This window comes from Streptomyces sp. NPDC008238, assembly GCF_042956445.1.
In the GTDB taxonomy this organism is placed as follows: domain Bacteria; phylum Actinomycetota; class Actinomycetes; order Streptomycetales; family Streptomycetaceae; genus Actinacidiphila.
In genome coordinates, this window is the sequence record NZ_JBIBGK010000021.1 from 50014 (window position 1) to 75451 (window position 25438).

Sequence of the window (25438 nt, forward strand, 5' to 3'; positions counted from 1 at the left end):
CGGAACCGACAACACAGTCTGCGCCGCGGGTCCGAACCCCCTCGGCGTTCCGATCCGAAGGGAAGATCTCGTGGATCTCTCCAACCGCACCGTCCTCGTCGTCGGCGGGACCTCGGGAATCGGCCGGGAGCTGGCCCGCCGGTTCGCCGCGGCGGGCAGCACCGTGGCCGTCGCCGGCCGCAGCACCCGGGCCCTCGCGGAACTCGCCGGAGAGGGCTTCGGCACGTTCGCCGTCGACGTCACCGACGGCTCCTCCGTCGCCTCCCTCCGTGACGCGGTCCTCGTCCGCCACCCCGGGCTGGACACCGTCGTCGTCACGTCGGGCGTCATGCTCGTCGAGGACCTGCGCGACCCCGCGCACTTCGAGACCGCACGCACGACGATCGACACCAACCTGCTCGGCACCGTCCGCGTCGTCGACGCCTTCACCCCGCACCTGGTCCGGCGGGGCGAGGGCACCTTCGTCACCGTCACCTCCGGCATCGCCTTCCTGCCGTTCCCGCCCATGCCCAGCTACGCCGCGTCGAAGGCCGCCGTGCACGCCTACTCCGAGGCACTGCGCGCGCAGCTCGACGGCACCGGTGTCGACGTCGTCGAACTCGTCCCCCCGGCCGTCGCCACGGCCGGCCAGGAGAAGGTGAACCCGCACGCGCTGCCGCTCGACGACTTCGCCACCGAGGTCCTGCAGCTGCTCTCGCAGGACCCCACCCCCCGCGAAGTCCTCGTGAAGCGCGTCCTGACGCACCGCTGGGCCGAGCGCGACGGCACCTACGACGGGCTCGTCGCACAGCGCTCCAAGGCCCTGGCCATGCTCCCCGGCCGCGCGGGCTGACCCCCTTGCCGCGGTGCTAGTTCAGGGTCCAGCCGGAAGGGGACCAGTAGCCGTACTCGGGACGGCCCTTGACGCCGCTGGTGCGGAAGGGGCGTCCGCCGTCGTCGAGCCGGACGGTGCCCGAGCGGCCGCCGGCGCTCCACTCCAGTTCCAGGAACCAGTCGCAGTCGCAGCGCAGCGTGCGGGCGTGCACCCGGAGCACGAGCGGGTCCCGGTCGGAGACCTGGTAGGGCAGCCGGACGACGGGGATGGTGTGCTCGCTGTCGTTGCCGTCCCGCGGTTGCGGCTGCGGGCGGGCGGCGTCGAGGTCCACCGCGTACTCGGCGGGCGACAGCGCCCCGCCGCAGCCGTTGTCCATCGAGTACGTGGACCAGCGCAGCGGGCTCCGGCGGTCGACGACGCGGATGTGCAGGGCCTGCACCACCACAGGTGCCGCGCCCTTCCCGCGGATCGTGGCCTCGACGACGGTCGTGGCGCCGTGCACGGCGCCCAGGGCACCGGCCCAGGCGCGCGCGTCCTGGGAGACCGGCGGGGGAGGGACGTCCGCGGGCGGCCGGTCGATGAGGTAGCGGTGGCTGCAACCGTTCTCCCAGACGTGCGAGCGCACGCTCCAGACCAGTGGCTGCGCCGGCACCGGGGCGCGGGAGGTGGTGCCCACCCCGCCGGGTGGACGCGGAACCGCCTTCGAGCCCGTCACCCCCGGCTCGGTGGACGGCGCCCGCCGCGAGGGGGACGCGCCCGGCGACGCCGGGGCCTTGCCCGTGACAGCCGTCGAGGGAGAGGCGCCCACCGCGTCGCCGGAGCGCGTGGAGGGCGAGGAGGCGGCGCGGGCCGGCGGGTCCTCGCCGCCGGTGCCGTCGGTCATCGCCAGCGCGGCGCCGGTGAGCACCAGCGCGGCCACCGATCCGGCGACGGCGGGCCGGGACAAGCGGCGGCGCCAGGAGCGCGGCCGCCGCGGTGCCGGGACGGTGCCGATCGGCTCGAGTTCCCCGGCGGGCGGCTGCGGTGCCGTCCCGGGAGCAGCGCCCGGAGCCGTCCCAGGTGCCGCCTCCGGAGCCACGTCGACCTCCGGCCGCAGGCCGTCGCGCGCGGGCGCGTTCCCGTCGGGGGCCGTGTCCGTGCCGCCGTCCGGATCGCCTTCCCCGGAGCCGTCGCCCTCTTCACGCCGCTCCGCCGCCCCCGCGGCGCCGCCGCGGTTGCCCACCCGGCGGACCGCGTCCGCGAGCACCCAGCGGCGGTGCAGCTCGACCAGCTCGTCCGGTCCCGCGCCGCACAGCCGCGCCAGACGCTCCACGACCGCGTAGTCGGCCGGCACCGCGTCACCGTTGCAATAGCGGTGCAGGGTCGACGTGCTGACGTGCAACCGGGTCGCCAGCTGCCCGTAGCTCAGCCCCGAACGGTCCTTCAGCTCCCGTAAGTTCCGGGCGAAGTGCTCACTGCCCGCCGCCGTACCACCCATGTCCCGCGCCCCCGACGCCTTCCCGTGTCCCGGCCGCCCGTTCCAGGGCGCTCACGTCTCCCCAGGCCAGGGTACGCGCAACCGTTCCGGCGTCCCGGAAGCGGCCTCGGCTGTTGCCGGGCCGTGACGGCGCCGCACAGGCTGGGGTGCAGCACCGCCGCCGTCCGGCGACGGTCCTCGTCCACGACCTGACCACGGGGGATCCACCTTGAACCGCACCGCCGTCCGCCGCGCCGCCGCGACCGCGCTCGCCACGGTCGCCGCCACCTCGCTCCTCGCCGCCGGCTCCGCCGAGGCCGGGGCCGCCGCGTCCACGAAGGCGCCGAGGTTCCTCGCGCCGAAGGAACTGCCGCCCTACTCCTTCTCGCCCTGGTACGCCGACCGGGTCCGCGCCGGCCTGCCCGAGGGCGGCGTCGCCTGCGCCCTGAGCGGCCTGCCCCGCAAGGGCGTCTCCTACCGCTCGTTCTGGACCGAACTCGACACCAACGCCCAGCAGGTCACCTTCACGGCCAAGAACACCAAGGCCGCGCGCGACCTGGCCGCCGAGCTCCGCTCGTCCGTGCGGGGCTGCGTCGCCCGCTTCATGGAGCAGAACCCGGGCTCCCAGGCCGACTGGAAGGACTTCGGCGGCCTCGCCGTGGAGGAGGGCGCGCACGTCTACGGCGTGCACGTGGCGCCCCCCGAGTCCGAGCACAACGTCCGGCTCTACGGCATCGGGCGCGACGGCCGCACCGTCACCGTCGTCGAGTGGGGCCAGATGGGCACCCTCGACCGGATCCCGCTGAAGGCCTTCAAGAAGACCACCCGGACCGCCGTGAACAAGCTCTACCGCTGACGCCGCCGAGCGGCCCACGGACACCGGCGGCGGGGCCCCGGGGGGAGCCCCGCCGCCGGAGCGGCACCGTACCCGTCACAGCGGCTCGACGCGGGTCAGGCCTTCCGCGTCGAGCCGCAGCCAGCGCGTGACGCCGATGTCCCGCAGGAACGGCAGGTCGTGGCTCGCCACGACCAGCGCCCCCTCGTAGGAGGCCAGCGCCGTCGTCAACTGCCGCACGCTCGCCATGTCCAGGCTGTTCGTCGGCTCGTCCAGCAGGAGCAGTTGCGGCGCCGGCTGGGCGAGCATCAGCGCCGCGAGCGACGCCCGGAACCGCTCCCCGCCCGACAGCGAACCGGCCGCCTGGTCGGCCCGCCCGCCGCGGAACAGGAAGCGGGCGAGCGACGCGCGGATGCGGTTGCCCGTGGCCTCCGGGGCGAACCGCGCCACGTTGGCCACCACCGACAGCTCGTCGTCCAGGACGTCCAGCCGCTGCGGCAGGAAGCGCAACGGCACGTGCGCCACCGCCTCGCCCGCCGCCGGGGGCAGTTCACCGGTGATCGTCCGCAGCAGCGTCGTCTTGCCGGCGCCGTTCCGGCCGATCAGCGCGATCCGTTCCGGGCCCCGCAGTTCCAGGTCCCCGGCCGGCGCCCCGTACGCCGTCCGCAGCGCACGCAGCGTCAGCACCGTCCGGCCGGCCGGGACCGCGGTGTGCGGCAGGTCGACGCGGATCTCGTCGTCGTCCCGCACCGCGTCGACGGCCTCGTCCAGCCGTTTCTCGCCTCCGCCAGCCGCTCGGTGTGCAGGACGCGGTGCTTGCCCGCCGACACCTCCGCGCTGCGCTTGCGCAGTTTCATCACGGCGCGCGGCTCCCGCTTGGAGTCGTACATCTTCTGCCCGTACCGCACCCGGCGGGCCAGCTTGACGTGGGCGTCCGCCAGTTCCCGCTTCTGGCGGCGCACGTCGGCCTCCGCCACGCGCAGCATCCGCTCGGCTGCCTCCTGTTCGGCGGCCAGGGCCTCCTCGTAGGCCTCGATGTCGCCCCCGTACCAGCGGACCCCGCCGTCGCGCAGCTCGGCGATCCGGTCGACGTGCCGGAGCAGCTCGCGGTCGTGGGAGACGACCACCAGCACGCCGTTCCAGCCCGCGACCGCCTCGTGGAGCCGCCGCCGGGCCGCCAGGTCCAGGTTGTTGGTCGGCTCGTCGAGCAGCAGCACGTCCGGACGGCGCAACAGCAGGGCCGCCAGCCGCAGCAGGACGCCCTCGCCGCCGGACAGCTCCCCGACGACCCGGTCGAGGCCGACGTGGTCCAGCCCGATGCCGTCGAGCGCGGCGCGTGCCCGCTCCTCCACGTCCCAGTCGTCGCCGACCGCCGCGAAGTGCTCCTCGCGTACGTCGCCGGCCTCGATGGCGCGCAGGGCGGCCCGGGCATCCGCGACACCCAGGGCCTCGTCCACCCGCAGCGCGGTGTCGAGGACGGCGTCCTGCGGCAGGTACCCGATCTCGCCCGCGACGCGCACCGTGCCGTCCACGGGCGCCAGTTCGCTCGCGATGAGTTTCAACAGGGTGGACTTCCCCGAGCCGTTGAGCCCGATCAGGCCCGTACGGCCGGGGCCGACGGCGAGCTGGAAGTCGTCCAGGACGGGAGTGCCGTCCGGCCAGGCGAAGGAGAGGTCGGTGCAGGTGATGGAAAGGGTGGGATGTCCCATGCGGTCCTCCGGGGTGCTCGTGGATGTCGACGGGGTCGGCACACGGGGACACCGGAAGGCGGGCGCTGCGCGGAGGCGGCTGCTCACGGCCGAGGTCGTACACGGCCCACGCGGACGCCGGTTCGGCGCCGCGGGCACGGTGTCCCTGACCTCAGAAGAGCAACGGCCTTCTCCAATCGGGCGGTGACAGGGCCGGAGCAGAAACTACGCCGGGACCGGGCACCCGGCAACGCATTTACCGGGCGCCCCCGTGGGCCCGCTCCGGGCGCTCCTGGCCGCCCGCGGCGTTCCCGTCGGTCGTGCCGACCGGCCCTCCGGCGGTGTCCGCCACCCCCGGCGCCACGGCGCGCTCCGGGTCGGCGAGCCGGTCGAGGTACGTGGTGAATCATCCTCGCGAAGCCGTCCAGGGAGCAGTCGGGATCGTCGGCGCGGTCCACAAAACCAGGGACCTCGGCGTGCAGCCGGGCCATGACCCGCTCCGACACTTCGCCGACCTGCTCCTTCATGCGCGGCGCCGCCGTCCGCAGCAGCTCCCGCACCGCCTCGTCCCGCCCCTGCGGGCGCACCACGTGGTCGTCCCCGGCCCCGGCGCGGCGACCATCGCGTTGGTGCCGCCCGCAGCTCGGCGCGGTCGTGGCCTCCGGGGCGATCCGGCCCGGCCCGTCGCGGTGCCGGCGGGCGCGCCGGCGGTGGCCACCGCCGAGGCCGGGGTCCGCGCCGGCGGGGGCTGACCGCAAATGGATTTGGTCCTGGCGCCGACACCCCGTAGAGTGATGTTCACCGACGCGGGGTGGAGCAGCTCGGTAGCTCGCTGGGCTCATAACCCAGAGGTCGCAGGTTCAAATCCTGTCCCCGCTACTGGATCCGAAGGCCCGGTGCATCTGCACCGGGCCTTCGGCGTTCCCCTTCCCGTTCCGGTACCCGTACGTGTCCGGCCGTGCGCGCCGTGTCGCCCCCGCGGGCAACCCTGATGGGCCCCCGCGGCCACCCCGGCGTCCGCCTCAGCGTTTGCGGACCGGTTCGTAGGGCGGCACGTCGCGACCGGGCTGCCAGTGCGGGCCCTGGCGGATGTGCCGGACGACCACGACCAGGTCCACGGCCGCGGCGAGTGCCAGCACACCGAAGAAGACGGCCCACCCGGTGCTTCCGAGGTCCGCGAAGAGCACCGTCCCTGCGATCGCCCAGACCAGGCCGAAGGCCGCCAGCGCGAGCCGCATCCGCAGAGCGCTGCGAGCCCGCAGGGGTTCGTTGCCGGTACGTCCCATGCGCATGGAAAACGCCTCCTCAACCGGTTCGTACCCGGCTACGCTCTTCCCATGACATGGCGACATTGATCCTCACCGGAGTCACCACTGGCGCGCAGGCTCTGCGCCTACGCGTTCCTCGAGGACCTGATCCCGCTCTACCCGGTGTACGCGGTGCTCTTCGCCGACGCCGGGCTGTCGGAGGCCGGGATCTCCTCGCTCTTCGCCGTGTGGTCACTCACGGCGTTCCTGCTCGAGGTGCCCTCGGGCGTGTGGGCCGACCGCTTCTCGCGGCGCGCCCTGCTCACGCTCGCGCCTCTGCTCGCCGGGGCGGGCTTCACGCTGTGGACCCTGTGGCCGTGCTACGCCTCCTTCGCCGCAGGCTTCGTGCTGTGGGGCGCCGGTTCCGCCCTGCGGTCCGGTGCGCTGCAGGCCCTGGTCCACGAGGAGCTGACCCGCGTCGGCGCCCCCCACGCGTACGCCCGTCTCACCGGCCGGGCGCAGGCCATCGGCACCACGGCGGCCCTCGCCGCGACCGCGCTGGCCGGCCCGCTCCTCGCGGCCGGTGGTGACCGGGCGGTCGGGCTGGCCAGTGTCGCGGTCACCGTACTGACCGCGCCGGCCGCCCTCGCCCTGCCCGAGCCCCGGGGCCGCAGGGCCGCCGCGGAGGACGACGACCCCGCGGCGTCCGGCGCCGGGCTGCTGCGCGAGGCCCTCGCCCAGGCCCGGCACGCCCCCGGCGCGGGGCGCATGGTGGCCGTCGTCTCCCTGCTGGCCGGCGCGACCGCGCTGGACGAGTACGTCCCGCTGCTCGCGCAGGCGACCGGCGTCCGGGCGTCCTTCGTTCCGCTGCTGGTGCTCCTGGTGACCGCGGGTTCCACGGCCGGGGGCTGGCTCGCGGGCCGTGGCACCCGCTGGGCGCCGCTCGCGCCGGCGGTGGCCGCCGCCTGCCTGGCCGCGGGCGCGGCGGGCACGCACCCGGCGGGCCTGGTCCTGGTGGCCGTGGCCTTCGGCCTCCTCGACTGGGCGACGACGGCCGCCGACGCCCGCCTCCAGGAGCGCATCACCGACCGCACCCGCGCCACGGTCACCTCCCTGGCGGGCCTGGGCTCCGAGGCCGGCTCCCTGCTCCTCTTCGGCCTGTGGGCCCTGGGCTCGCACTGGTCGGGGCCGGGGCCGCTGTTCGCCCTGGCGGCCCTTCCGCTCCTGCTTCCCGTGATCCTGCTCTCGCGGTGCAACATTTCCGCACCCCCACGACGTCAGTGAGGTGAAGGCGGTGCCGGACGACAACGGGGTGGGGCATGCACGAGGACCGTACGAAGGACTACCTGGACTTCGCGAGGACCCGCGCGGCACACCTCTTCCGGTCGGCCTGCCTGCTCACCGGCGGTGACACCCACCTCGCCGAGGACCTCGTGCAGGAGACCCTCGGCAAGCTGTACGTCACCTGGCGGCGGGTGTCCCGGGTGGGCAACCCCTCCGGCTACGCGCAGACCGTGCTCGTCCGCACCTTCCTCACCCACCGGCGGCGGCGCAGCAGCGGCGAGGCGCCCACGGGCGAACTCCCCGACGTGCCCGCGGCCGCCGACGGCTCCGACAGCGACACCGCGCTGCTGCGGCTGACCCTCCTCGACGCGCTCGCCCGGCTGGCGCCCAAGGACCGCGCGGTCGTGGTCCTCCGCTACTGGGAGGACCGCAGCATCGAGGAGACCGCCGACGCGATGCGGGTCAGCTCCAGTGCCGTGCGCAGCCGGTCGGTGCGGGCCCTCGCCAGGCTCCGTGAACTGCTCGGCGACAGCCTCGCGGAACTCGTCTCCTCCTATTGAACCCACCCCTCTCCCCTCAGCCCCTTTCCTCCCTGCTTCTTCCGCTTCTCCTCCGGACGGTGGTCCACCATGCCCTTCGAAGACGACCTCGGCGCCGCGCTGCGGCGCACCGGCGACACCTTCAGCACCGACGGCAGCGCACTGGCCGCGGTCGGACTCACCCGTGGCCGGCGATTCCGCCGCCGCCGTACGGCCGCCGTCGTCGGCACGGTCACGGCGGTGGCGGCCGCGGGGGTGACGGCCGCGGTGGTCGTACCGCGCGAGGGCGCGCGGAGCGCCGGCCCCGCCGCGGTGGCGGTGGACCGGAACACCGGATGGGGTCCCGAGACGGACTCCGACCGGAAGATGCTCGCCCTGTTCGAGGGCCTCCTCCCCGAGGGCAGGATCCTCAGCGGGCACGCCACCGACACGCGGCCCGCGGCGGACATGTGGCCCAGGGCCCAGGTCGTGTGGGACGACGGCCGCGGCGCCTCGACCATCGCCGTCGACATCAAGCGGGCCACGCCCGGTCAGGACCGCACGCGCTGTCCCGACCTCACGACCTTGAGGGAAGGCAGCGCCTGCGCGCGCACGAAACTCGCGAACGGGTCGGTGCTGGTGGTCCTCAAGACCTGGGAGTACCAGGACGAGCGCATGGGGCCCAAGAACTGGCGGGCCGTCCTGACCACCCTGGAGGGCTTCGAGATCGCGGTCGACGAGTGGAACGCCACCGAGCAGAAGGCAGAGCACACCACCCGGGAGGACCCGCCGCTCAGCACGGCCCAACTCGGCGCCGTGGTGGGCGCGGCGGACTGGAAGCGTGTGCTTGCCTCGTTCCCCGACCCGTCGGCCACGCCCGAGGAACCCGCCGCCGGATCCGGCGAGGTGAGCGGAAAGGAGATCCTCAAGCGCCTCAAGGCCGTCATGCCGTCAGGGCTGAAGATCACGGAGCCGGTCGCCGAGGACGGCTACGCCCACATCACCGTGGACGACGGCCACGGGGCAACGCTGGTCGAGGTCAACGTCCAGCACTGGGACCCGGAGCAAACCGCGGCGCTGCGGTTCACGGACCCCAAGAAGCTGCCCGACGGGACCGAGGTGCAGACCCGCCAAGGGCCGGGCGACAAGGGCGGGGCGGGGATCAGGCAGTGGATCGCCGACACCGTGCGCCCCGACGGGTTGCGTGTCGTCGTCGCGGAACTCAACTCCGGCGGCTACCACCGGCCCCCCACCCGGTCCGCACCCGCCCTCACCATGGACCAGCTCGTGGCGGCCGCCACCGACTCCCGGTGGAACTCGCTCGGATGATCACCCGGGCGGCCCGTCCGGCGGGCCGCCCGGCCGCGGGCCGGTTAGCGTCGCCCGTGGTCGCACGGGATTTCCCGAGCCGCTGTCGACGCGGGGACGGCGGGCCTAGAATCCCGGACTGTCGTACCGTCCACCGACCCGTTCAGGGGAGCGCGCATGTCCCAACTCCCGTCCAGGCGTGCCATGTTGCGAACGGCGGCGACGGCTGCCGGCGCCGTGGCGGTCGGGTTCGACCCGGTCGGCAGGAGCTGGGCCGTGGCGGCGGACGCCGCGGAGCGGGCGGACGGCGCGCTGGTGGGCCTTCCCCGGCTGGACGGGACGCTGCTCACCGACGACGCCTCCCTCGGCGCCGCTGCGGACGACTTCGGGCACGTCGTGCACCGCAGGCCGGTCGCCGTGCTGCGCCCGGGGTCGGTGGACGACGTCGTCGCCATGGTGCGCTTCTGCAACCGGCACGGACTGAAGGTGGCGCCGCGCGGCCAGGGCCACGGGACCTCCGGCCAGGCGCAGGTGGACGGCGGACTGGTCGTCGAGACCACGCCCCTGGCGCAGATCGGTCCGGTCGGACCGCGCAGCCGCACCGTCACCGTCGGCGCGGGGGCCAAGTGGAGCGACGTCACCAGGGCCACCCTGGCGCACGGCCTCACGCCGCCCGTGTTCACCGACTACCTCGAACTCTCCGTCGGCGGCACGCTGTCCGTGGGCGGACTCGGCGGCCAGAGCCACCACCACGGCGCGCAGGTCGACAACGTCACCGAACTGCAGGTCGTCACGGGCGCGGGCGAGCTGGTCCGCTGCTCGGCGTCGCGGCACCGGGACCTGTTCGAGGCGGTGCTGGCGGGCCTGGGCCAGTGCGCCGTCATCGTCTCGGCCACGCTGCGCCTGGTCACGGCCCCGACGACGGTCCGGCACTACCTGCTGCCGTACCACGACCTCGGCACCTTCCTCGCCGACCAGCGAACGCTGGTCACCGACGGCCGGTTCGGCTACGTCGAGGGCCAGGTCGTCCCCGACGCCGACGGCTCCTTCCGCGGCTACGTGCTGGAGGCCGTCTCCTACGACGCCGCGCCCGACGACGCCGCGCTGCTCGCCGGGCTGCGCCACGACACCGCGGGCGTGCAGATCGAGGACCTCGGCTACTTCGCCTTCCTCGACCGGCTCGCCGCCTCGGTGGAGGCGCTGAAGGCCGCCGGTCTGTGGGACTTCGCCCATCCCTGGCTGAACCTGCTCATCCCCGGCGACGCGGCCGTCGCCGTCGCCGGGGGCATCCTCGACGCCCTCACGCCCGCCGACCTCGGCCCTGGTGTCGTGCTGCTGTACCCGCTGCTGCGCGAGCGCCTGCACCGTCCCCTGCTGCGGGCCGGCGCGGACCCGGTCCCGTACCTGCTCGCGGTGCTGCGCACCACCCCGCCGCAGGACACCGCGACGATCGACCGTCTCCTGGCCGCCAACCGGGCCGGGTTCGAGGCCACCCGTGCGGCGGGCGGCACGCAGTACCCGGTCGGCTCCGTCCCCTTCGGCCGGGCCGACTGGCGGACCCACTTCGGTCCCGCGTGGCCCGCGCTGGCGGCGGCCCGGCGGCGCTACGACCCCCGGGGGGTCCTCGTCCCCGGTCAGGGGATCTTCTGAAGCGGGACGGCGGCCCCGTAAGGTCCCCCCATGGGGAGACATATCGCGTTCGAGCGACTGCACAACTTCCGTGACCTGGGCGGCTACCGCACGGCCGGCGGCCGTACGGTCCGCTGGGGGCGGCTCTACCGTTCCGACGCGCTCTCGAAGCTCGGGGGCGCGGACCTGGAGCGGTTCGCAGCCCTCGGCGTGCGTACGGTCATCGACCTGCGCTACCCGTTCGAGATCGAGGCCAAGGGGCGCGTCCCGGCCGCCACCGGGGTCGCGTACCACAACCTCAGCATCGAGCACCGGCCCGTGGACCAGACCGCGTTCGGGCCGGAGGTCGACACGACCGCCTTCTACGCACGGCTGCACGCCGAGGTCGCGGCCGACGGCGTCGAGGAACTGGCCCGCGCGCTGGAGGTGATCGCCGCCGGAACCAGCGGGCCGCTGGTCTTCCACTGCGCGGCCGGCAAGGACCGCACGGGACTGCTGGCGGCGCTGGTGCTCGGGCTGCTGGGGGTGCCGGAGGAGGACGTCGTCGCCGACTACGCGCTGAGCGAGCTGGCGACCGCCCGTCTGCTCGCGGACTGGACGGCGGCCAATCCGGAGCGGAGTCTGCGGTGGCCCGGCTGGGGGAGGGCGCCCGCCGACGCGATGCGGATCTTCCTCGCCGGGCTGGCCGCCGAGCACGGTTCCGTCGAGGGGTACGCCCGCGCACGGCTCGGCACGGACGACGCCCTGCTCACCGCCCTGCGGGGGGCGCTGCTCACCGACTGATCCCGGACGGAACCCCGCAACGTGCAACCCCTTGGTTGCGCGAGGCGTCCTCACGTGCAACCCTGGAGTTGCACGTAATGCTGTCCAGCGACGGAGGAACCACCATGAGCACCCAGACCCCGGACCGGATCGAGCGGGAGATCAGCATCGCGGCGCCGGTCGAGCGCGTGTGGGACGTCCTGACCCGGCCGGAACACATCGGCCGCTGGTTCGGCGCGGACCTCGGCGGCAGCGGTGCGCCCGCGGACGTCGACCTGCGGCCCGGCGGCGCCTTCGAGATCGACCACGGCTTCGGCGTCTACCCCAGCCGCGTCGTGGGCGTGGAGCCGCCGCGCTACTTCGCGTACCGCTGGGCCACCGCCTTCCCCGGCTCGGAGGCCGCGGAGGACAACTCCACCCTGGTCGAGTTCACCCTCACCCCCGACGGGGACGGCACCCGGCTGCGGGTGGTCGAGAGCGGCTTCGCGGCCCTCGACATCCCCGAGGAGCGCGTCCCCTACGCCGGCCACGAGAGCCACTCGCAGGGCTGGGTGGAGGTCACGGCCGGACTCGCCGCGTACGTGGAGAAGCTGCCCGCATGACGCAGACCCCCACCAGCGGCGAGGAGGACGTCTTCGCCGCGCTGGCCGACCCCATGCGGCGGCGCATCCTGGACGCCGTCGCCGAGCACGGCGACGCCACCGCCACCGTGCTCGCGGCCGAACTCCCCGTGTCCCGCCAGGCGATCGTCAAGCACCTCACCGTGCTCGACCACGCCGGGCTCGTCGCGGGGCGGCGCGCTGGGCGCGAGATGCGCTACGCCGTACGGCCCGAGCGGCTGGTCGCGGCGGCGCGGTGGATGGACCGCGTCGCCGCCCGCTGGGACGCCCGGCTGTCGGCCATCAAACGCCTTGCGGAGGAGGCCACTTCGCAGGACCCCGGTGTACCCTGAGCGCCGTGAACGGGGAGAGGCCGCCGGACAGGTTCTCCGGCCGCATCGGCGACGGCCGGATCAACTGGCAGGTGGGCCTGCTGCTCGTCGTCGTCAACGTGCTGCTGCTCGCGCTGGGCGTGGCCTCCACCTTCTGGTTCTTCGGGCAGGACATCGGCATCGCGGGCCTGTCCGTGGCGCTGCCCGCGATGAGCCTGTGCACCTTCCTGGTGCTCTTCACCGACTCCCGCGACGTGCGCACCGCCGTGATGTCCGCCTTCACGGTCCTCTACTTCGGCTTCGTCGCGGCCTCGTTCAACAGCGAGGTCGCCCGGGCCATGGCCGACACGTCCGGCTTCCTCGACGACGTCTACGGCAGCTTCAACACCTTCATGATCGTGATGGTGGGCTTCTACTTCGGCGGCAAGACCGCGGAGAAGGTCGTCGAGAAGAAGCACACCGCGGGGCAGGCGCCCGCCGCCGCCCCGTCTCCGGAGCCCGTCGTCGACGACGGCGCCACGGTCACCCCGCTGCCCGCTCCCACCCCCGTGGCGGACGGCAGCCCGGCCTGACCGGCGACCCCGCCTGACCGGCACCCGGCCCTCCGGGCCCCGTGGTGGAACCGCCGGCCGCGGCCGTGCGGGGGCCGGGGGACCCCACGCCAGGGGGCCGGGGAGGGCGTGCCATGATCAGGGCTTCGACGCGCCCGTTGCGGATCAAAGGAGGCGGCCCCCCGTGCCCGAGCAGCACCTCGACACCATGCCCGAGGACTGGCAGCGGGCGCTCGCCGTCGTCGCCCACCCGGACGACCTGGAGTACGGCGCCGCCGCGGCCATCGCCCGCTGGACGGAGGCGGGCCGCGAGATCGGCTACCTGCTGGCGACCCGCGGCGAGGCCGGCATCGACGGCGTACGCCCGCAGGACGCGGCGCGGATACGCGAGGCGGAGCAGCGCGCGAGCGCGAAGGTGGTCGGCGTGCGGACCGTGGAGTTCCTCGGGCACCGCGACGGCGTCATAGAGGAGGGACCGGCCCTGCGCCGCGAGATCGCCGCCGCGATCCGCCGGCACCGCCCCGAGCTGCTGATCACGTTCAACCACCACGACACCTGGGGCGGCACGGTCTGGAACACCCCGGACCACCGGGCCGTCGGCCGGGCCGCCCTGGACGCCGCCGGTGACGCCGGAAACCGGTGGATCTTCCCGGAACTGATCGAGGACGAGGGACTGGAGCCCTGGGGCGGCGTCCGCTGGGCGGCGGTCGCCGGATCGCCGTACCCCACGCACGCGGTCGAGGTCGGCGACGCCGACGTCGAGCGGGCCGTCGCCTCCCTCGCCGAGCACCAGGCGTACATCCGGGCGCTCACCGACCAGGAACCGGCCGACTACGCGCGCGAATTCCTCGGCCGCAACCTGGAGCTCGCGGCCCGGCGCTACGGCGAGCGCCCTGCGGTGGCGTTCCAGGTCTACCCGAGGTAGCGGCCGGTCGGGCGGGCCGGCCCCGACCGCCTCGGTCCCGGTCTCAGCCGGGAACGATCAGGTCGATCCCGTACGCCGCCACCGCCAGGCACGCGGCGAAGCACACGGCCGCCACGGCCAGGGCCGCCTTCTCCAGGCCGTCGCGCGGCTGCCCGTCGCGCGGGCCGCCGCCGGCGCGGTCCCACGCGGCGACGCCCAGCGAGAACATCACCACCAGGGCGATCGTGATGCCGAGGCTGGCCCCGAACACGGCGCCGAGGTTGCCCCATTCGATGTCCATGCGCATCCGCTCCTGACCGTCACCGGGCCGACTGGCCGGCGGGGCTCGGTTCCTGCACACCCGACCGGGAGTCGTTGACGTTGTCCGCGTTGACCGGACGGCGGCGCGACAGCAGGTAGAAGCCCGCGGCGGCGGCGACCGCCACGCCCGCCACGAGCGCGACGCCGAGGTCGCCGTGGTCCGCGACCCAGGCCGCCACCCCGCCGACGGCCGCCGCGGCGGGGAGCGTCAGCACCCAGGACACCGCGATCCGCCCGGCGACCCCCCAGCGCACCTGCGCGAGCCTGCGGCCGAGGCCGGCGCCCAGGATGCTGCCCGTGCAGACCTGGGTGGTGGACAGCGCGAAACCCAGGTGCGAGGACGCGAGGATCACGGAGGTCGCGCTGGTCTCGGCGGCGAAGCCCTGCGGCGTCTGGATGTCCGTCAGCCCCCTGCCCATGGTGCGGATGATCCGCCAGCCGCCCATGTACGTGCCGAGTGCGATCGCCAGCCCGGCGCTGAGCACCACCCACCACGGCGGACCGGTGCCGGGCGCGAGCAGGCCCCCCGAGATGAGCGTCAGCGTGATGACCCCCATCGTCTTCTGCGCGTCGTTGGTGCCGTGGGCGAGCGCCACGAGCGAGGCGGAGCCGACCTGGCCGGCCCGGAAGCCCCGCTTCACCTTGTCGCCCCGGGTCCGCCTGGTGATCACGTAGGCCAGGTAGGTGGCCAGCATCGCCACCACGCAGGCCACGACGGGTGAGGCGACCGCCGGGATGACGATCTTCTCCAGGACCTCTCCCGCGTTGACCGCGGACGCGCCCGCGCCCACCCAGACCGCGCCGATGAGCCCGCCGAACAGCGCGTGCGAGGAACTGGAGGGCAGACCGAGCAGCCAGGTCACGAGGTTCCACAGGATGGCCCCCACCAGCCCGGCGAAGATCATCACGGCGGACACCTTGGCGTCGTTGACGATGCCGTTGGAGATGGTCTTGGCGACCTCCGTGGAGAGGAAGGCGCCCAGCAGGTTCAGCACGCCCGCCACCGCCACGGCCACCCGGGGCGTGAGCGCACCCGTGGCGATCGACGTGGCCATGGAGTTGGCGGTGTCGTGGAACCCGTTGGTGAAGTCGAAGGCGAGAGCCGTGACGATGACGACGATGATGAGAAAGGAGACAGAGCCCACCGCATACCTCCCACCTGGGTGCGGTGCGGTCACCGGGCCCGGCATACCGATGTCGGCTCGGGATTCCAGGCTAGGCGAGGTGCCCGTGGCCCGCACGGCACGGCTCGCCGGGGCGGGCGGGGGAGGCGGGCGGAAGGGGCGGTCGGAAGGGGTGGGCGGAAGGGGCGGGAGGCCCGGCGGAAAACCCGTGGCGGACGTCGGGCCACGGCGGGCAGGATGCCCGCAGCATGGAGAACACCGAGACGCCGTACCGGATGATCAGGGCCGCGCACACCGACGACATCGTGACGGTCTATCAGGCCTACCGCTCGGGGATCGGCGATCCCGCGGTGCTCCACGGCCGCTTCCCCGGGAGCTGGAGCCGCTCCCGGATGACGTGGATCAAGCCGTCCTTCCTGTGGATGATGTACCGCAGCGGCTGGGGCCGGAAGGAGGGGCAGGAGCGGGTGCTCGCCCTGGACGTCAGCCGTGAGGGCTTCGACTCCGCGCTCCGCCGGGCCTGCCTGTCGCACTTCGACCGTTCGGTGTACCCGGACCGCGAGACCTGGGCCGAGCGGGTGCGCGCGACGGAGGTCCGCGTCCAGTGGGACCCGGAGCGCGACCTCGCGCTGAACGCGCTGCCGTACCGCTCGCTGCAGGTCGGGCTCACCGGCCGGGCGACCCGCGACTACGCCGACCACTGGATCGTCCGCATCAGGGACGTCACCGGACTCGCCCACCGCGTCCACGAGCTCGTCCGTTCCGGCGACCGCGAGGCCGCCGCCGCGCTGCTGCCGCGGGAGCGGCCCTATTCGCTGGACGCGGCGACCGCCGCCGTGATCGGCGCGACGACGGGGCCCGCCTAACCGCCGTCCAGCTCCGCGACGAGCCGTTTCGGGGCGACCGCGCGGTAGCTCTCCTCCACCCAGTCGCACAGCACCTCGGCGGCGGGCGTCTCCCCGGTGAGGGGGACGGAGACCCAGCCGGCCCTGCCGAGGCCGTAGCCGGAGGGCCGCGCACCGGGGACCGACATCGCGTGCTCGTGGAGCTGGGGGTCCTTCAGCTTGACGTTGATGCCGGGCGGGTGGCTGCCGTCGCCGGCACCGAGGAAGACGAAGACCTTCCTGTTGACCTTGACGACGCTCTCGCCCCACGGGAACTCCTCGGCGGCGCCGGGCAGCGTGAGCGCGAAGGCGCGTACCTTCGCGCGCACGGCGAGCGGGTCGTGGACGGTGGTCACGGGGCCTCCCGGGCGGACGCGGACGGCGGTCGACGGGCACGCGTACGCCTGATCGTAGGCGGGTGCCGCCCCTGTTCCCCGGCAGGCGGGCCCCGCGGCGCGCGGGGCGCCGCGGGGCCCGCCGGGCCGTCCCGGTCAGGAGCAGTACTGCGCCTGCTTGCCGATGGCGCGGTACATGCAGTCCGCGTTCTCCAGGAGCAGCAGCACCGCCTCGCGGTTGCGGCTGGTCTGCGCGGGGATCACCTCGTCGGGCGGGTAGAAGCCCGAGGAGCCGTTCGGGCCCGGGTACATCTCGAAGGTGTACGCCCAGATCCCCTGGGTGCCCCAGAGCCAGTCGTCGATCGACCCGTCGGTGATGTAGAGGTCGCTGGCCTGTTCGGGGGTGTAGCCGTTGGTGGCCGCCATGGTGCGGCCGAAGGTGGCGAAGGTGTTGTACTGGTCGGCCGTCATGCCGGTGGTGGTGTTCGCGGTGGTGTAGCCGAAGGGCCACAGCACGAGCTGGCTGTAGGTGTGGAAGTCGATGCCCGCGGTGATCTGCTGCTTGCCGCCGACGACCCGCCCGCGCACGAAGTCCGCGACCAGCCTGACCTCGGGTGCGGACTCCGCGGACGCACCGCGGTAGGTCTCGCTCGACTTCGAGGCCGAGGAGCCGCCGCAGCAGCCCCAGCGGTAGTTCCAGTTGCGGTTGAGGTCCGTGCCGACGGCCGAGGTGCCGGAGTTGGGCTGGCGGTTCTTGCGCCAGCTGCGGTAGGCGCCGGTCGCGATGTCGTACTCGCCGCCGTCCGGGTTGAGGTCCGGGATGATCCAGATCTCGCGGGAGTCGACGATGTTCTTGACGCGGTTGTCGGTCGCGTAGCCGTCCCCGAACTGGTGCAGCAGGTAGAGCGCCATCTCGACGGTGAGGTGCTCACGGGCGTGCTGGTGGTGGGTGAAGAGCACCTCGGGCTCGGCCTCGTCGGTGCCGACGTTGTCGCTGATCTTGACGGCGACGATGTTCCGTCCGCTGTAGGAGGTGCCGATGACCTGCTGCCGCATGATGCCGGGGTGCGCGGCGACCAGGGAGTTGATGTCCGCGGTCATCTCCGCGTAGTTGTGGTAGCCGGAGTCGGAGCCGGGGAAGTCCAGCAGCGAGGTGTCGCCCTCGACGCCGCGGCCCGCGGCGCTCGCCGCGGGCGGTGCGGGGAGCGCGGTGAGGCGGTAGCCGGCGGAGCGCAGCGCGGCGGCCTGGGCGGCGTTCGCGGTGACGACGGTGGAGTGGCTGCGGGCCGCGTCGATCGACACGCCGTGGGCGGCGAGGGCCGTACGGGCTGCGACGCTGCCGGTGCCGGCCACCTCGTACTGCCGGACGACCTCGTCGGCGGCGGCCGCGACGGGACGGCCGCCGGCGGTGGCGGGTGAGGCGTCGGCCTGCACGGCGAGCGAGGTGGCGAGGGCGCAGGCGAGCAGCGCGGCGGTGACCGCCGCCCGTCTGCCGGTCCGGGGGATGCGCATGGTCGTCCTCCTGGATGTGGGGGTGGCGCAGGAGTGCGGACCGATCGTGCGTAAATGGCATGACCTCGTCAATGAGGAATGCGTGCTTCGGCGGTGAACGCCCGGAATCCTCCGGTGGATTGGCCGGTGGGGCCCGTCCGGAGCGGGAGCCGCGGCGCCGGTAGGATCGCGGCAATGCCCGGACGTAGCGCAGAGGCAGGCGCACCGCCTTGCGTAGGCGTAACACGCCGGTTCGAATCCGGCCGTCCGGGCAGTCGGGGCACACGGGCCCGTAGGGCAGAGGCAGACCCGCCGCCCTGTCAAGGCGGATACGCCGGTTCGAATCCGGCCGGGCCCCCGATAGGATCATCGCAATGCCCGGACGTAGCGCAGAGGCAGGCGCCCCTCCCCTCAAGGAGGGATCACGCCGGTTCGAATCCGGCCGTCCGGGCAGCCGGGGGAGCACGGGTCCGTAGCGCAGAGGCAGGCGCGCCGACTCCGCAAGATCGGATACGCCGGTTCGAATCCGGCCGGATCCATCCCCCTGCGCGACGGCGGGACATCGGTGGGAGTCATGGGGGACACGGGCGACATCACGGAGGCGGAACTCGCCGCCTTCGACGCGGTGGTCGGCAAGCTGCGCGAACTGCCCGCCGACGACCCGGTACGGCTGCGCGCCGAGCAGGTGGCCGCCTCCTTCGCGCGCGACGGCCGGCTGCGACGCAGGAAGTCCCGGCGCGAGGACCGCGCCACGGCGGACGCGGAGGTCGTGGCCGCCACGGCGACCGGCGCACGCGAACGCCGCGAGGACGCACCCCTGGCCGAGACGCCGCAGGGCGGCGCGGCGGGGGAGTTCACCAGGCCCCGCCGCTGCTACGTGTGCAAGTCCCCCTACCGGCGGGCGGACGCCTTCTACCACCTGCTGTGCCCCGACTGCGCCGTGGACAACACCGCGCGGCGGCGGGCCGGGACCGACCTCACCGGCCGGCGCGCGCTGCTGACCGGCGGCCGCGTCAAGATCGGCTTCCAGCTGGCCCTGATGATGCTGCGGGACGGGGCCGAACTCCTGGTCACCAGCCGCTTCCCGCGCGACACGCTGCGCCGTTTCACCGAGGCGCCCGGCAGCGAGCGGTGGCTGCACCGGCTCACCGTCGTCGCCGTCGACCTGCGCGACCCCCGCCAGGTGGTCGGCCTGTGCGAACGGCTCCGCGAGAGCGGCGAGCCGCTGGACATCCTGGTCAACAACGCCGCCCAGACGGTCCGGCGGCCCCCCGAGTCGTACGCGGCGCTCACCGCGGGCGAACGGGCCCCGCTGCCCGCCGGGCCGCGGAACGGGGGGATGCTCACCGCGCCCGGGTTCGGCACCGTCCACGCGCTGCCGGCCGCCGCCGGGCCCACCGCCGAACTCCTGCTGACCGGGACCGACGAGGCCGGGCTGCTGCCCGACACGGCCCCCGAGAACTCCTGGTCGGCCGAGCTCGGCGGCCTCGACCCCGCCGAGGTGCTGGAGACCCAGCTCGTCAACTCCCTCGCCCCCGCGCTGCTCTGCAACCGCCTGCTGCCCCTGCTGCTGGCCTCCCCGCGGCCGCGCCGCTACATCGTCAACGTCACCGCCGTCGAGGGCCGCTTCGCGGTGCGCAACAAGACCGCCGGTCATCCGCACACCAACATGGCCAAGGCCGCCCTGAACATGCTGACCCGCACCAGCGGGCCGGCGCTCGCCGAGCAGGGGGTCCACATGTGCAGCGTCGACACCGGCTGGATCACCGACGAGAACCCGCTGCCGAAGAAGAACCGGCTGGCCGGTCAGGGCTTCCGCACCCCACTGGACGTCGTGGACGGCGCGGCCCGGGTCTACGACCCGATCGTGCGCGGAGAGGCCGGGCACCCGTTCTCCGGCGTCTTCCTCAAGGACTACCAGGAAGCCGAGTGGTGACATGACGGACGACCGGCCGCCGTACGCGGGTGTCCCCGAGGTCGTGCCACGTCCGGCCGCCGACCTCGAGCCGCTGCTGGGCTGGCTGCGCGGCGGGGAGACGGTGGCCGAACGCCGGGACTTCCCGGCCGGGACCGCCCTGCCCGACGGGCGCCTCGACCTCTGCAAGCAGGCGCTGGGCCCGGAGGGCGCCGCGGCGGTCGCCGAGGCCCTGCGCCAGGCACCGGCCACCGGCGCCGTGCGCCATCTGCTGCTCGGCACCGACGGGCTCGGCGACGAGGGTGCCGCCGCCGTCGCCGAACGCACCCGGGACACCGGCGTCCGGACGCTCTACCTCGGCTGCAACGGCATCACGGCGGGCGGCGCCTGCCGCATCGCCGACAACCTGCGGGCCTCCCCGCAGGCCGTCACCGGGGTCTGGCTGAAGCGCAACCCGCTCGGCGGCGGCGCCGGCGAGGCGGGCGCCGGACTCGTCGAGGCCGCACGGTCGTTGCGCACCCTGGACCTGGTGCAGACCGGCCTCGACCCGGCGGGCCTCGCCGTGCTGGCCGACGCGCTCGTCGTCGCGGCCCGCTCGGGACGCGCCGTGAAGCGGCTGTTCGTCGGCGGCAACGCGCTCGGCACGGCCGGCGCGGCCTGCCTGACGACCCTCGTCACCACCGGAGCGGTCGCCGAACTGTACGTGTCGGCCGCCCGCCTCGGCGACGATGGTGCGCTCCTGCTCGCCGAGGCCCTCGCCCGTGCACCGTACGGCCGGCTCGTCCGGCTCTCCGTGGCCAGCAACGGCATCGGGCCGGCTGCCTGCGCCCGGCTGGTCGCGGCCGCGACGGCCGCGGGCGTGGAACTCCTGGACCTGGGACGGGTCAAGGCCGCCCGGGTCCTGGGCGCCGCGGACAACCGGGTCGACACCGAGGCGGCCACGGCGATGGGCGCGGCACTGAGCGCGACGCCGCACCGGCTGACCCATCTCGTGCTGGCCCACACCGGGATGCGCAGCCGCGAGGCGCACCGTCTGCTCGACACCGCCCCGGCGGCCGCGACCGCGACCCGCTACGTCCTCGGCAAGGGCATCGCGACCAGTGTCCGGCGGCGGCTCGACGCGCTCAGCGCGCACCTGCCGCCGCCGGCCGTCCCCGCGGACGTGGCCGCCGTGCACAGCGTCCACCGCACTGGCGGCTGATCAGCGGGGCATACGGGCGAAGGTCTCGATCCAGAAGCGCTGCGTCTGCTCCGAGGCCCCCATCAGGTAGGTGGAGCGCAGCTTGGGCGGCAGCAGCGCCACCAGCCGGGCGACCGCCTTGCGGTGCCGCTTGAGCTGGGACAGCTCCGCGTTGGCGATCACCTGGTGGACGACGTCGGTCTCGTCGTTGCCCTCCCCGGACTCATCCCGGGCCCGTCTGAGCCGGGACTCCCAGGCGTCCACGTCCCGTGCCAGCTCGCGCAGCCCCGTCACCGAGCGGTTCGCCAGCCGGTCGACCAGGGCGGTCAGCGGCACCGGGGCGTACTCGCCGTCGCCCAGGTAGACGGTGGCCATTTGCAGGGGCAGGCCCCGCTGGTGCAGCTTGATCAGCCGCTCGATGGTGCGTTTGGTGATCCAGGCGCGGCCGTCCTCGTCGATGTCGTGCTTCCACCACTCCAGCACCGTCTCGGCCAGGCCGCCGTACCGCGCGATCAGCCACTCGTTGGCCGGGATGTCGCCCGGCTCCACGGTGAGCGAGGCGGTGAAGCGGGTCGCCTGGGCGATGTTGTTGCGGGACACCATCAGCCGGCGGCCCAGATGGTAGGGCGGGTTCTGCACCGCTATCTGGGCGCGCAGGTTCTCGATCGGGCGCCCGGCCAGCGACCACTCCTGGGTGATCTCCATCAGCTTGGCGAACGCCGCCTTGTCCTTGGGCCGGTTGTACTCGTCCCAGACGATCGCCTTCGGCTCGCTCCCCGTGAACTTCAGCGCCAGCAGGGTGTCCAGCGAGCCGTTGCGGTCCGGGACGGGCGCGCACAGGTCCTCGACGTTCGTCACCGGCAGCGAGAAGTACAGCGGGTCCCGGCCGAGGTCCTCGCGCAGCGTCTCGCGCACCACCTCGGTCTTGCCGCAACCCGGCGGCCCCTGGAGCAGCACCGACCACCGGTTGCGCAGCGCCGCGCGCACCACCGAGCGCACCGGGTCCGGCACGGTGGCCGGATTGGGCACACCGAGCTCCGCGGCGATCCGGTCGAGGATCTCCGCCGTCCGGTCCTGCCCCGGTCCGCCGTCCGGCCGGGGCTCGGCCAGGCGCAGCCGCTCGCCGTTGACCAGGGGCAGCCCCCAGCGCAGCGGGAAGCCCTCCCGCGCGTTGGCGAGGACGTGGTCCAGGGTGCGCGGGGAGAGCAGCTCGCGCACAGCGGGACCGAGCGACGCCCACACGGCGAAGACCCCGTTCAGGTCCCGGTCCCGGTACTTCTCGGCCAGCTTGCGCCGCCACGCCGTGTCGTTGGCGGTCACCCGCACCGTGACCATGCGGTCGAGGACGGCCAGGTCGCCGCGGCGAGCGGCCGTCTCGGACAGTGACTCGTTGTCGCTGAGGAACACCCCGACGCAGCCCAGTGCCCGCAGGTCGTACTCGCCGAGCGTCCAGTTGCAGGCGATCTGCATCAGCTGCGACTGGATCGTCTCGCCGGCCTGCAGCGAGTCGTCGATGAGCAGCACGAACGGGCGCCCCGGCCGCAGCTGGCTCATCACCAGCTGGCGCAGCACCAGTTCGTCCGTGTGCGGATCACGGACCGGGGCGTTGACCAGGAGGTCGTCCGGGGTGAGGTTGGCGGCCGGCACGTAGACCAGTTCGGCGTGCGGATGGGCCTCGGCGACGTGTGAGAAGAACGTCGACGTCTTGCCGATGCCGTGCTCGCCGAAGACCTGCCCGGTCTGGCCCATGTCGATCATCGCGTCGATGAACGACTCCAGCCGGGAGACCTCGGGGCCGCCCTCGGGCGGTCGTGGATAGGTGGCGTTGGGCCGCCAGGGCCGGGGGCCGGCCGTGGCGGTCGCCGCGGTGGTGGTCATTTCGCTCCTGTCGTGACGCGGTGGCAGGCCATGGGCGGGGTGTGGGCGTCGGGCCAGTCGTCGCCGCCCTCGGTGATCAGCCATATCCACCTGTCGGGATCCCGCGGCGTGATGTGCGGGGCGTAGCCGTCGGTCAGCACGATCACCGCGTCGGGACGCTCCTCGAAGCGCCGGCCCCGGACCTCCGTGCGCCCCTCCACGTAGTCGGCCACGGCCTGGAAGCTCGTGCCCCCGCCGCCGTAGACCCGCTCCCCGGGGACGAAGGGCATCACCACGCCGTCGAAGGAGAGCCAGTGCGCCTCCACGCCCTCGATGCGCCCCACCAGTTCGGTCAGCCAGGTGATCACGGAACCCGGCATCGACCCCGAGGTGTCGTAGGCGATGACCAGGACCTTGTCACGGACCGGGCCGCGCCGCGACAGCATCGGGTCGTGCCCGAGCGCCGCCAGCAGCGCACCCCGCTTCTTCGGGTAGACCAGCCGCTCGCCCTCCCGCAGCTTCGAGGCGACCACGTCGACCAGCCACCGCTGCCACCAGTCCACCCGCCCCGTCCTGGCCGTCTCGCCCCGCAGCGCACCGGCGCCCAGCCGGCCCCACAGCCGGTCCGTGCGCTCCGAGGCGCCCTGCGTGCGGTCCATCAGGTCCAGCAACTCCCGCTCGGCACCGGTGTGCCCGCGCCGCGCGGCCAGCAACGCGTTGAGCAGGGACGAGGAGACCAGCTCGTCGATCGTCCCCTGGTCGCCCGGCACGCCCTCTCCCGCCAGGTGCACGCACAGCGCCCCCGGAGGCACCGGCGGGTGCTTCATCCGCTTGAGCTCGGTGTAGACGCCCATGTCGGTCTCGACGAACTCCGGGTAGGGCAGCGGCGTCAGCCCCTGCTCCGTCAGATCCCGCTCGTACGCGGCGTGGACCTCGTGCGGGTCCACCCCGGTCGGGCGGCCGCCCCGCAGCGGCATCCCGTCCCGCCGCAGGCGGACCAGCGCCACGTGGTTGATGGCCACCTCGGCCGCCGTGGTGAAGACCGGGTCGTCCCGCAGCACCGGCTCCGCGAGCAGATGCCGGTGCACCACGTGCCGGGCCTCGTGGAAGAGGACGAACTTGACCCCCTCCAGCCCGAGGTCGACGAAGAACCCGGGGTTGTACAGCAGCAGCACCGAGCCGTCCCCCGAGGCCACCACCGCCGCGGTGTCCACGGCCGTGGTCGCGATCTGGTGCGGGCACTTGGCGTACAGCCAGGACGCCACCGCCGACTCGGTCAGCCCGAAGTCGAGCAGCGCGGCCTCCTTCAGCCGCTCCGCCTCCGCCACGACGTCCGGATCCGCCGGACGCCACCGCTCCAGCGCCCGCCGGTCGGCGAGGTCGACCACGGGTCGTCGTCGTGACCGCTCGTCGAATCCCATGTCAGCCCCCCACTTCCGTGCCCCGAACCCTCCGGTTCCCCTGGTGACTCAGTGTTACCAGAGGCCACTGACAACGGGTCACCGGCGTCCTCCCCGGCGCCCCCCGCGATCGCCCCCGCCGTCCGGACCAGCTCCGGCAACGTGCCCGTGAACGTCGGCAGGAGCTGCACCAGTACCGCCCACGCCTCGGTGTTCGCCCCCAGTTCCGCGCGCACCAGCGGGCGCAGCGCCCCGGCCGCCTCCGGCAACCGCCGCGGGAACCCCCAGCGGCCCATGGCCAGGACGCGCAGGACATCGTGAGCCGGGCGGGTGCCGGTCGCGTACGCCGCGGGGCCGTCCACGACGCCCGCGTCACGCAGCCGGTTGGTGAACTTGCGGTGTGTCCCGAACTGCGTGCGCAGCGCCGGCGGGCAGTCGGGGCGGATCGCCAGCGCCCAGCGGGCGTAGCCGGGCAGCGGCTGCTCGAGGTCGGCCGCGGCGACCGACGCCCACTCGTCCCGCCCCACCATCCGCGCGGCGGCGCGGCCGGCGGACATGCCCGTGACCGCACGCAGCGCGGCGACCAGCGCCTCCGGACCGGACGGCAGGGCGAGCTCCGGCGCCGGATACCCCGAGAGGTCCTCCGGAACCTCCAGACGACCGGAGCGATCCGGCCCGTACGGAATGCCCTTGAGGATGTCGTACCGCACCCGCTCGTCGGTGCGCCAGTGGTGGTACACCGCCACGTTGACCTCGGGATCGTCCTCCTGGAGCATCCACCAGAGCACCGACGTGGGCATGTCGTTGAACCAACGGCCCCAGCTCCACACCGAGTGCTCCGGTCGCCTCGCGGCCGTCGCCGGATCCTCCTCCGGGACCCCCGTCCGGCTCCGCGCACGCGCGGCGAGCGCCGGGTCCACGAGACCCAGCAGGAAGCCCAGTTCGCCGGCGGACACCGCCTCGTTCAGCATGCCGCGATCTTCTCACCGGCCACCGACAGCGGG

At 74.0% G+C, this 25438-nt stretch carries 24 protein-coding genes, 5 tRNA genes and 1 pseudogene; 20 read left to right on the forward strand and 10 right to left on the reverse strand.

What is annotated here, in order from left to right; all coding sequences use genetic code 11:
• The first annotated feature begins 70 nt into the window (after positions 1 to 70).
• Positions 71 to 832, forward strand: coding sequence for an SDR family oxidoreductase (locus ACFZAU_RS31300; protein WP_500554943.1), 762 nt, complete (start codon positions 71 to 73; stop codon positions 830 to 832).
• 16 nt (positions 833 to 848) lie between these two features.
• Here the strand turns inward: ACFZAU_RS31300 and ACFZAU_RS31305 are convergent, their stop codons facing one another.
• Positions 849 to 2291 carry a helix-turn-helix domain-containing protein gene (locus ACFZAU_RS31305; RefSeq protein WP_500554944.1) on the reverse strand — a complete coding sequence of 481 codons (1443 nt, stop codon included), beginning with the start codon at positions 2289 to 2291 and terminating at the stop codon, positions 849 to 851.
• A 208-nt stretch (positions 2292 to 2499) separates the two neighbouring features.
• On the opposite strand from ACFZAU_RS31305, the gene ACFZAU_RS31310 reads away from it, so the two are divergent.
• A complete protein-coding gene (locus tag ACFZAU_RS31310) occupies positions 2500 to 3126 on the forward strand; it encodes a hypothetical protein (RefSeq protein WP_500554945.1) in 627 nt (208 codons plus the stop codon).
• A 75-nt stretch (positions 3127 to 3201) separates the two neighbouring features.
• Here ACFZAU_RS31310 and ACFZAU_RS31315 read toward each other — a convergent pair.
• Positions 3202 to 4814: pseudogene (locus tag ACFZAU_RS31315) on the reverse strand (ABC-F family ATP-binding cassette domain-containing protein).
• Positions 4815 to 5269: 455 nt separating this feature from the next.
• Here ACFZAU_RS31315 and ACFZAU_RS31320 point away from each other — a divergent pair.
• Positions 5270 to 5545 (forward strand): hypothetical protein, encoded by a 276-nt coding sequence (locus tag ACFZAU_RS31320; RefSeq protein ID WP_500554946.1) that lies wholly within the window; start codon positions 5270 to 5272, stop codon positions 5543 to 5545.
• 53 nt (positions 5546 to 5598) lie between these two features.
• Positions 5599 to 5672 (forward strand) — tRNA-Met (locus tag ACFZAU_RS31325).
• A gap of 143 nt (positions 5673 to 5815) precedes the next feature.
• On the opposite strand, the gene ACFZAU_RS31330 is transcribed toward ACFZAU_RS31325, so the two are convergent.
• A complete protein-coding gene (locus ACFZAU_RS31330) occupies positions 5816 to 6085 on the reverse strand; it encodes a DUF6343 family protein (protein ID WP_500554947.1) in 270 nt (89 codons plus the stop codon).
• 138 nt (positions 6086 to 6223) lie between these two features.
• Here ACFZAU_RS31330 and ACFZAU_RS31335 point away from each other — a divergent pair, with 138 nt between their 5' ends.
• The 9 genes from ACFZAU_RS31335 to ACFZAU_RS31375 all read left to right on the forward strand — a co-directional run bounded on the left by ACFZAU_RS31335 (position 6224) and on the right by ACFZAU_RS31375 (position 13948).
• Entirely contained in the window at positions 6224 to 7324 is a 1101-nt protein-coding gene (locus ACFZAU_RS31335) for an MFS transporter (protein WP_500554948.1), read from the forward strand.
• A gap of 35 nt (positions 7325 to 7359) precedes the next feature.
• Positions 7360 to 7884 (forward strand): SigE family RNA polymerase sigma factor, encoded by a 525-nt coding sequence (locus ACFZAU_RS31340; RefSeq protein ID WP_500554949.1) that lies wholly within the window; start codon positions 7360 to 7362, stop codon positions 7882 to 7884.
• Positions 7885 to 7953: 69 nt separating this feature from the next.
• The gene (locus ACFZAU_RS31345; RefSeq protein ID WP_500554950.1) at positions 7954 to 9171 is read left to right on the forward strand and encodes a hypothetical protein; all 1218 of its coding nucleotides are present in this window, start codon (positions 7954 to 7956) and stop codon (positions 9169 to 9171) included.
• A 156-nt stretch (positions 9172 to 9327) separates the two neighbouring features.
• Positions 9328 to 10800, forward strand: coding sequence for an FAD-binding protein (locus ACFZAU_RS31350; RefSeq protein WP_500554951.1), 1473 nt, complete (start codon positions 9328 to 9330; stop codon positions 10798 to 10800).
• Between the two features lie 30 nt (positions 10801 to 10830).
• Positions 10831 to 11562: a tyrosine-protein phosphatase gene (locus ACFZAU_RS31355; protein WP_500554952.1), complete on the forward strand. Its 732-nt coding sequence runs from the start codon at positions 10831 to 10833 to the stop codon at positions 11560 to 11562.
• Between the two features lie 104 nt (positions 11563 to 11666).
• Positions 11667 to 12143, forward strand: coding sequence for an SRPBCC family protein (locus ACFZAU_RS31360; protein WP_500554953.1), 477 nt, complete (start codon positions 11667 to 11669; stop codon positions 12141 to 12143).
• Complete coding sequence (locus ACFZAU_RS31365; protein ID WP_500462339.1) at positions 12140 to 12493, forward strand: ArsR/SmtB family transcription factor; 354 nt, start codon at positions 12140 to 12142, stop codon at positions 12491 to 12493. The genes ACFZAU_RS31360 and ACFZAU_RS31365 overlap by 4 nt, the downstream gene beginning before the upstream one ends.
• Positions 12494 to 12498: 5 nt before the next feature.
• Positions 12499 to 13044, forward strand: coding sequence for a hypothetical protein (locus ACFZAU_RS31370; protein ID WP_500554954.1), 546 nt, complete (start codon positions 12499 to 12501; stop codon positions 13042 to 13044).
• Between the two features lie 187 nt (positions 13045 to 13231).
• Positions 13232 to 13948 (forward strand): PIG-L deacetylase family protein, encoded by a 717-nt coding sequence (locus tag ACFZAU_RS31375; protein WP_500554992.1) that lies wholly within the window; start codon positions 13232 to 13234, stop codon positions 13946 to 13948.
• A gap of 43 nt (positions 13949 to 13991) precedes the next feature.
• Here ACFZAU_RS31375 and ACFZAU_RS31380 read toward each other — a convergent pair whose 3' ends face one another.
• Positions 13992 to 14228 carry a hypothetical protein gene (locus ACFZAU_RS31380; RefSeq protein ID WP_500554955.1) on the reverse strand — a complete coding sequence of 79 codons (237 nt, stop codon included), beginning with the start codon at positions 14226 to 14228 and terminating at the stop codon, positions 13992 to 13994.
• A gap of 19 nt (positions 14229 to 14247) precedes the next feature.
• The gene (locus ACFZAU_RS31385; RefSeq protein WP_500554956.1) at positions 14248 to 15393 is read right to left on the reverse strand and encodes an inorganic phosphate transporter; all 1146 of its coding nucleotides are present in this window, start codon (positions 15391 to 15393) and stop codon (positions 14248 to 14250) included.
• 227 nt (positions 15394 to 15620) lie between these two features.
• Here ACFZAU_RS31385 and ACFZAU_RS31390 point away from each other — a divergent pair, with 227 nt between their 5' ends.
• Positions 15621 to 16238 (forward strand): DUF4291 domain-containing protein, encoded by a 618-nt coding sequence (locus ACFZAU_RS31390; protein ID WP_500554957.1) that lies wholly within the window; start codon positions 15621 to 15623, stop codon positions 16236 to 16238.
• On the opposite strand, the gene ACFZAU_RS31395 is transcribed toward ACFZAU_RS31390, so the two are convergent.
• Entirely contained in the window at positions 16235 to 16612 is a 378-nt protein-coding gene (locus tag ACFZAU_RS31395; RefSeq protein WP_500554958.1) for an MmcQ/YjbR family DNA-binding protein, read from the reverse strand. The genes ACFZAU_RS31390 and ACFZAU_RS31395 overlap by 4 nt on opposite strands.
• A 135-nt stretch (positions 16613 to 16747) precedes the next feature.
• The gene (locus ACFZAU_RS31400) at positions 16748 to 18103 is read right to left on the reverse strand and encodes a M14 family metallopeptidase (protein ID WP_500554959.1); all 1356 of its coding nucleotides are present in this window, start codon (positions 18101 to 18103) and stop codon (positions 16748 to 16750) included.
• 178 nt (positions 18104 to 18281) lie between these two features.
• Between ACFZAU_RS31400 and ACFZAU_RS31405 the strand changes: the two genes are divergently transcribed.
• The 6 genes from ACFZAU_RS31405 to ACFZAU_RS31430 all read left to right on the forward strand — a co-directional run bounded on the left by ACFZAU_RS31405 (position 18282) and on the right by ACFZAU_RS31430 (position 21198).
• A tRNA-Arg gene (locus tag ACFZAU_RS31405) sits at positions 18282 to 18354 on the forward strand.
• Between the two features lie 14 nt (positions 18355 to 18368).
• Positions 18369 to 18440 (forward strand) — tRNA-Asp (locus tag ACFZAU_RS31410).
• Positions 18441 to 18460: 20 nt separating this feature from the next.
• A tRNA-OTHER gene (locus ACFZAU_RS31415) sits at positions 18461 to 18533 on the forward strand.
• A gap of 15 nt (positions 18534 to 18548) precedes the next feature.
• Positions 18549 to 18621 (forward strand) — tRNA-Ala (locus ACFZAU_RS31420).
• Positions 18622 to 18656: 35 nt separating this feature from the next.
• Positions 18657 to 20018, forward strand: coding sequence for an SDR family NAD(P)-dependent oxidoreductase (locus tag ACFZAU_RS31425; protein WP_500554960.1), 1362 nt, complete (start codon positions 18657 to 18659; stop codon positions 20016 to 20018).
• 1 nt (position 20019) lies between these two features.
• Positions 20020 to 21198 (forward strand): leucine-rich repeat domain-containing protein, encoded by a 1179-nt coding sequence (locus ACFZAU_RS31430; RefSeq protein ID WP_500554961.1) that lies wholly within the window; start codon positions 20020 to 20022, stop codon positions 21196 to 21198.
• Here the strand turns inward: ACFZAU_RS31430 and ACFZAU_RS31435 are convergent, their stop codons facing one another.
• Genes ACFZAU_RS31435 through ACFZAU_RS31445 form a run of 3 tightly spaced genes read right to left on the reverse strand, consistent with a single transcriptional unit; the run spans position 21199 to position 25405 of the window.
• Complete coding sequence (locus tag ACFZAU_RS31435) at positions 21199 to 23055, reverse strand: ATP-binding protein (RefSeq protein WP_500554962.1); 1857 nt, start codon at positions 23053 to 23055, stop codon at positions 21199 to 21201.
• Positions 23052 to 24455, reverse strand: a complete 1404-nt coding sequence (locus ACFZAU_RS31440) for a vWA domain-containing protein (RefSeq protein ID WP_500554963.1) — start codon at positions 24453 to 24455, stop codon at positions 23052 to 23054. The genes ACFZAU_RS31435 and ACFZAU_RS31440 overlap by 4 nt, the downstream gene beginning before the upstream one ends.
• Positions 24341 to 25405 (reverse strand): hypothetical protein, encoded by a 1065-nt coding sequence (locus ACFZAU_RS31445; RefSeq protein ID WP_500554964.1) that lies wholly within the window; start codon positions 25403 to 25405, stop codon positions 24341 to 24343. The genes ACFZAU_RS31440 and ACFZAU_RS31445 overlap by 115 nt, the downstream gene beginning before the upstream one ends.
• Between the last annotated feature and the right edge of the window lie 33 nt (positions 25406 to 25438).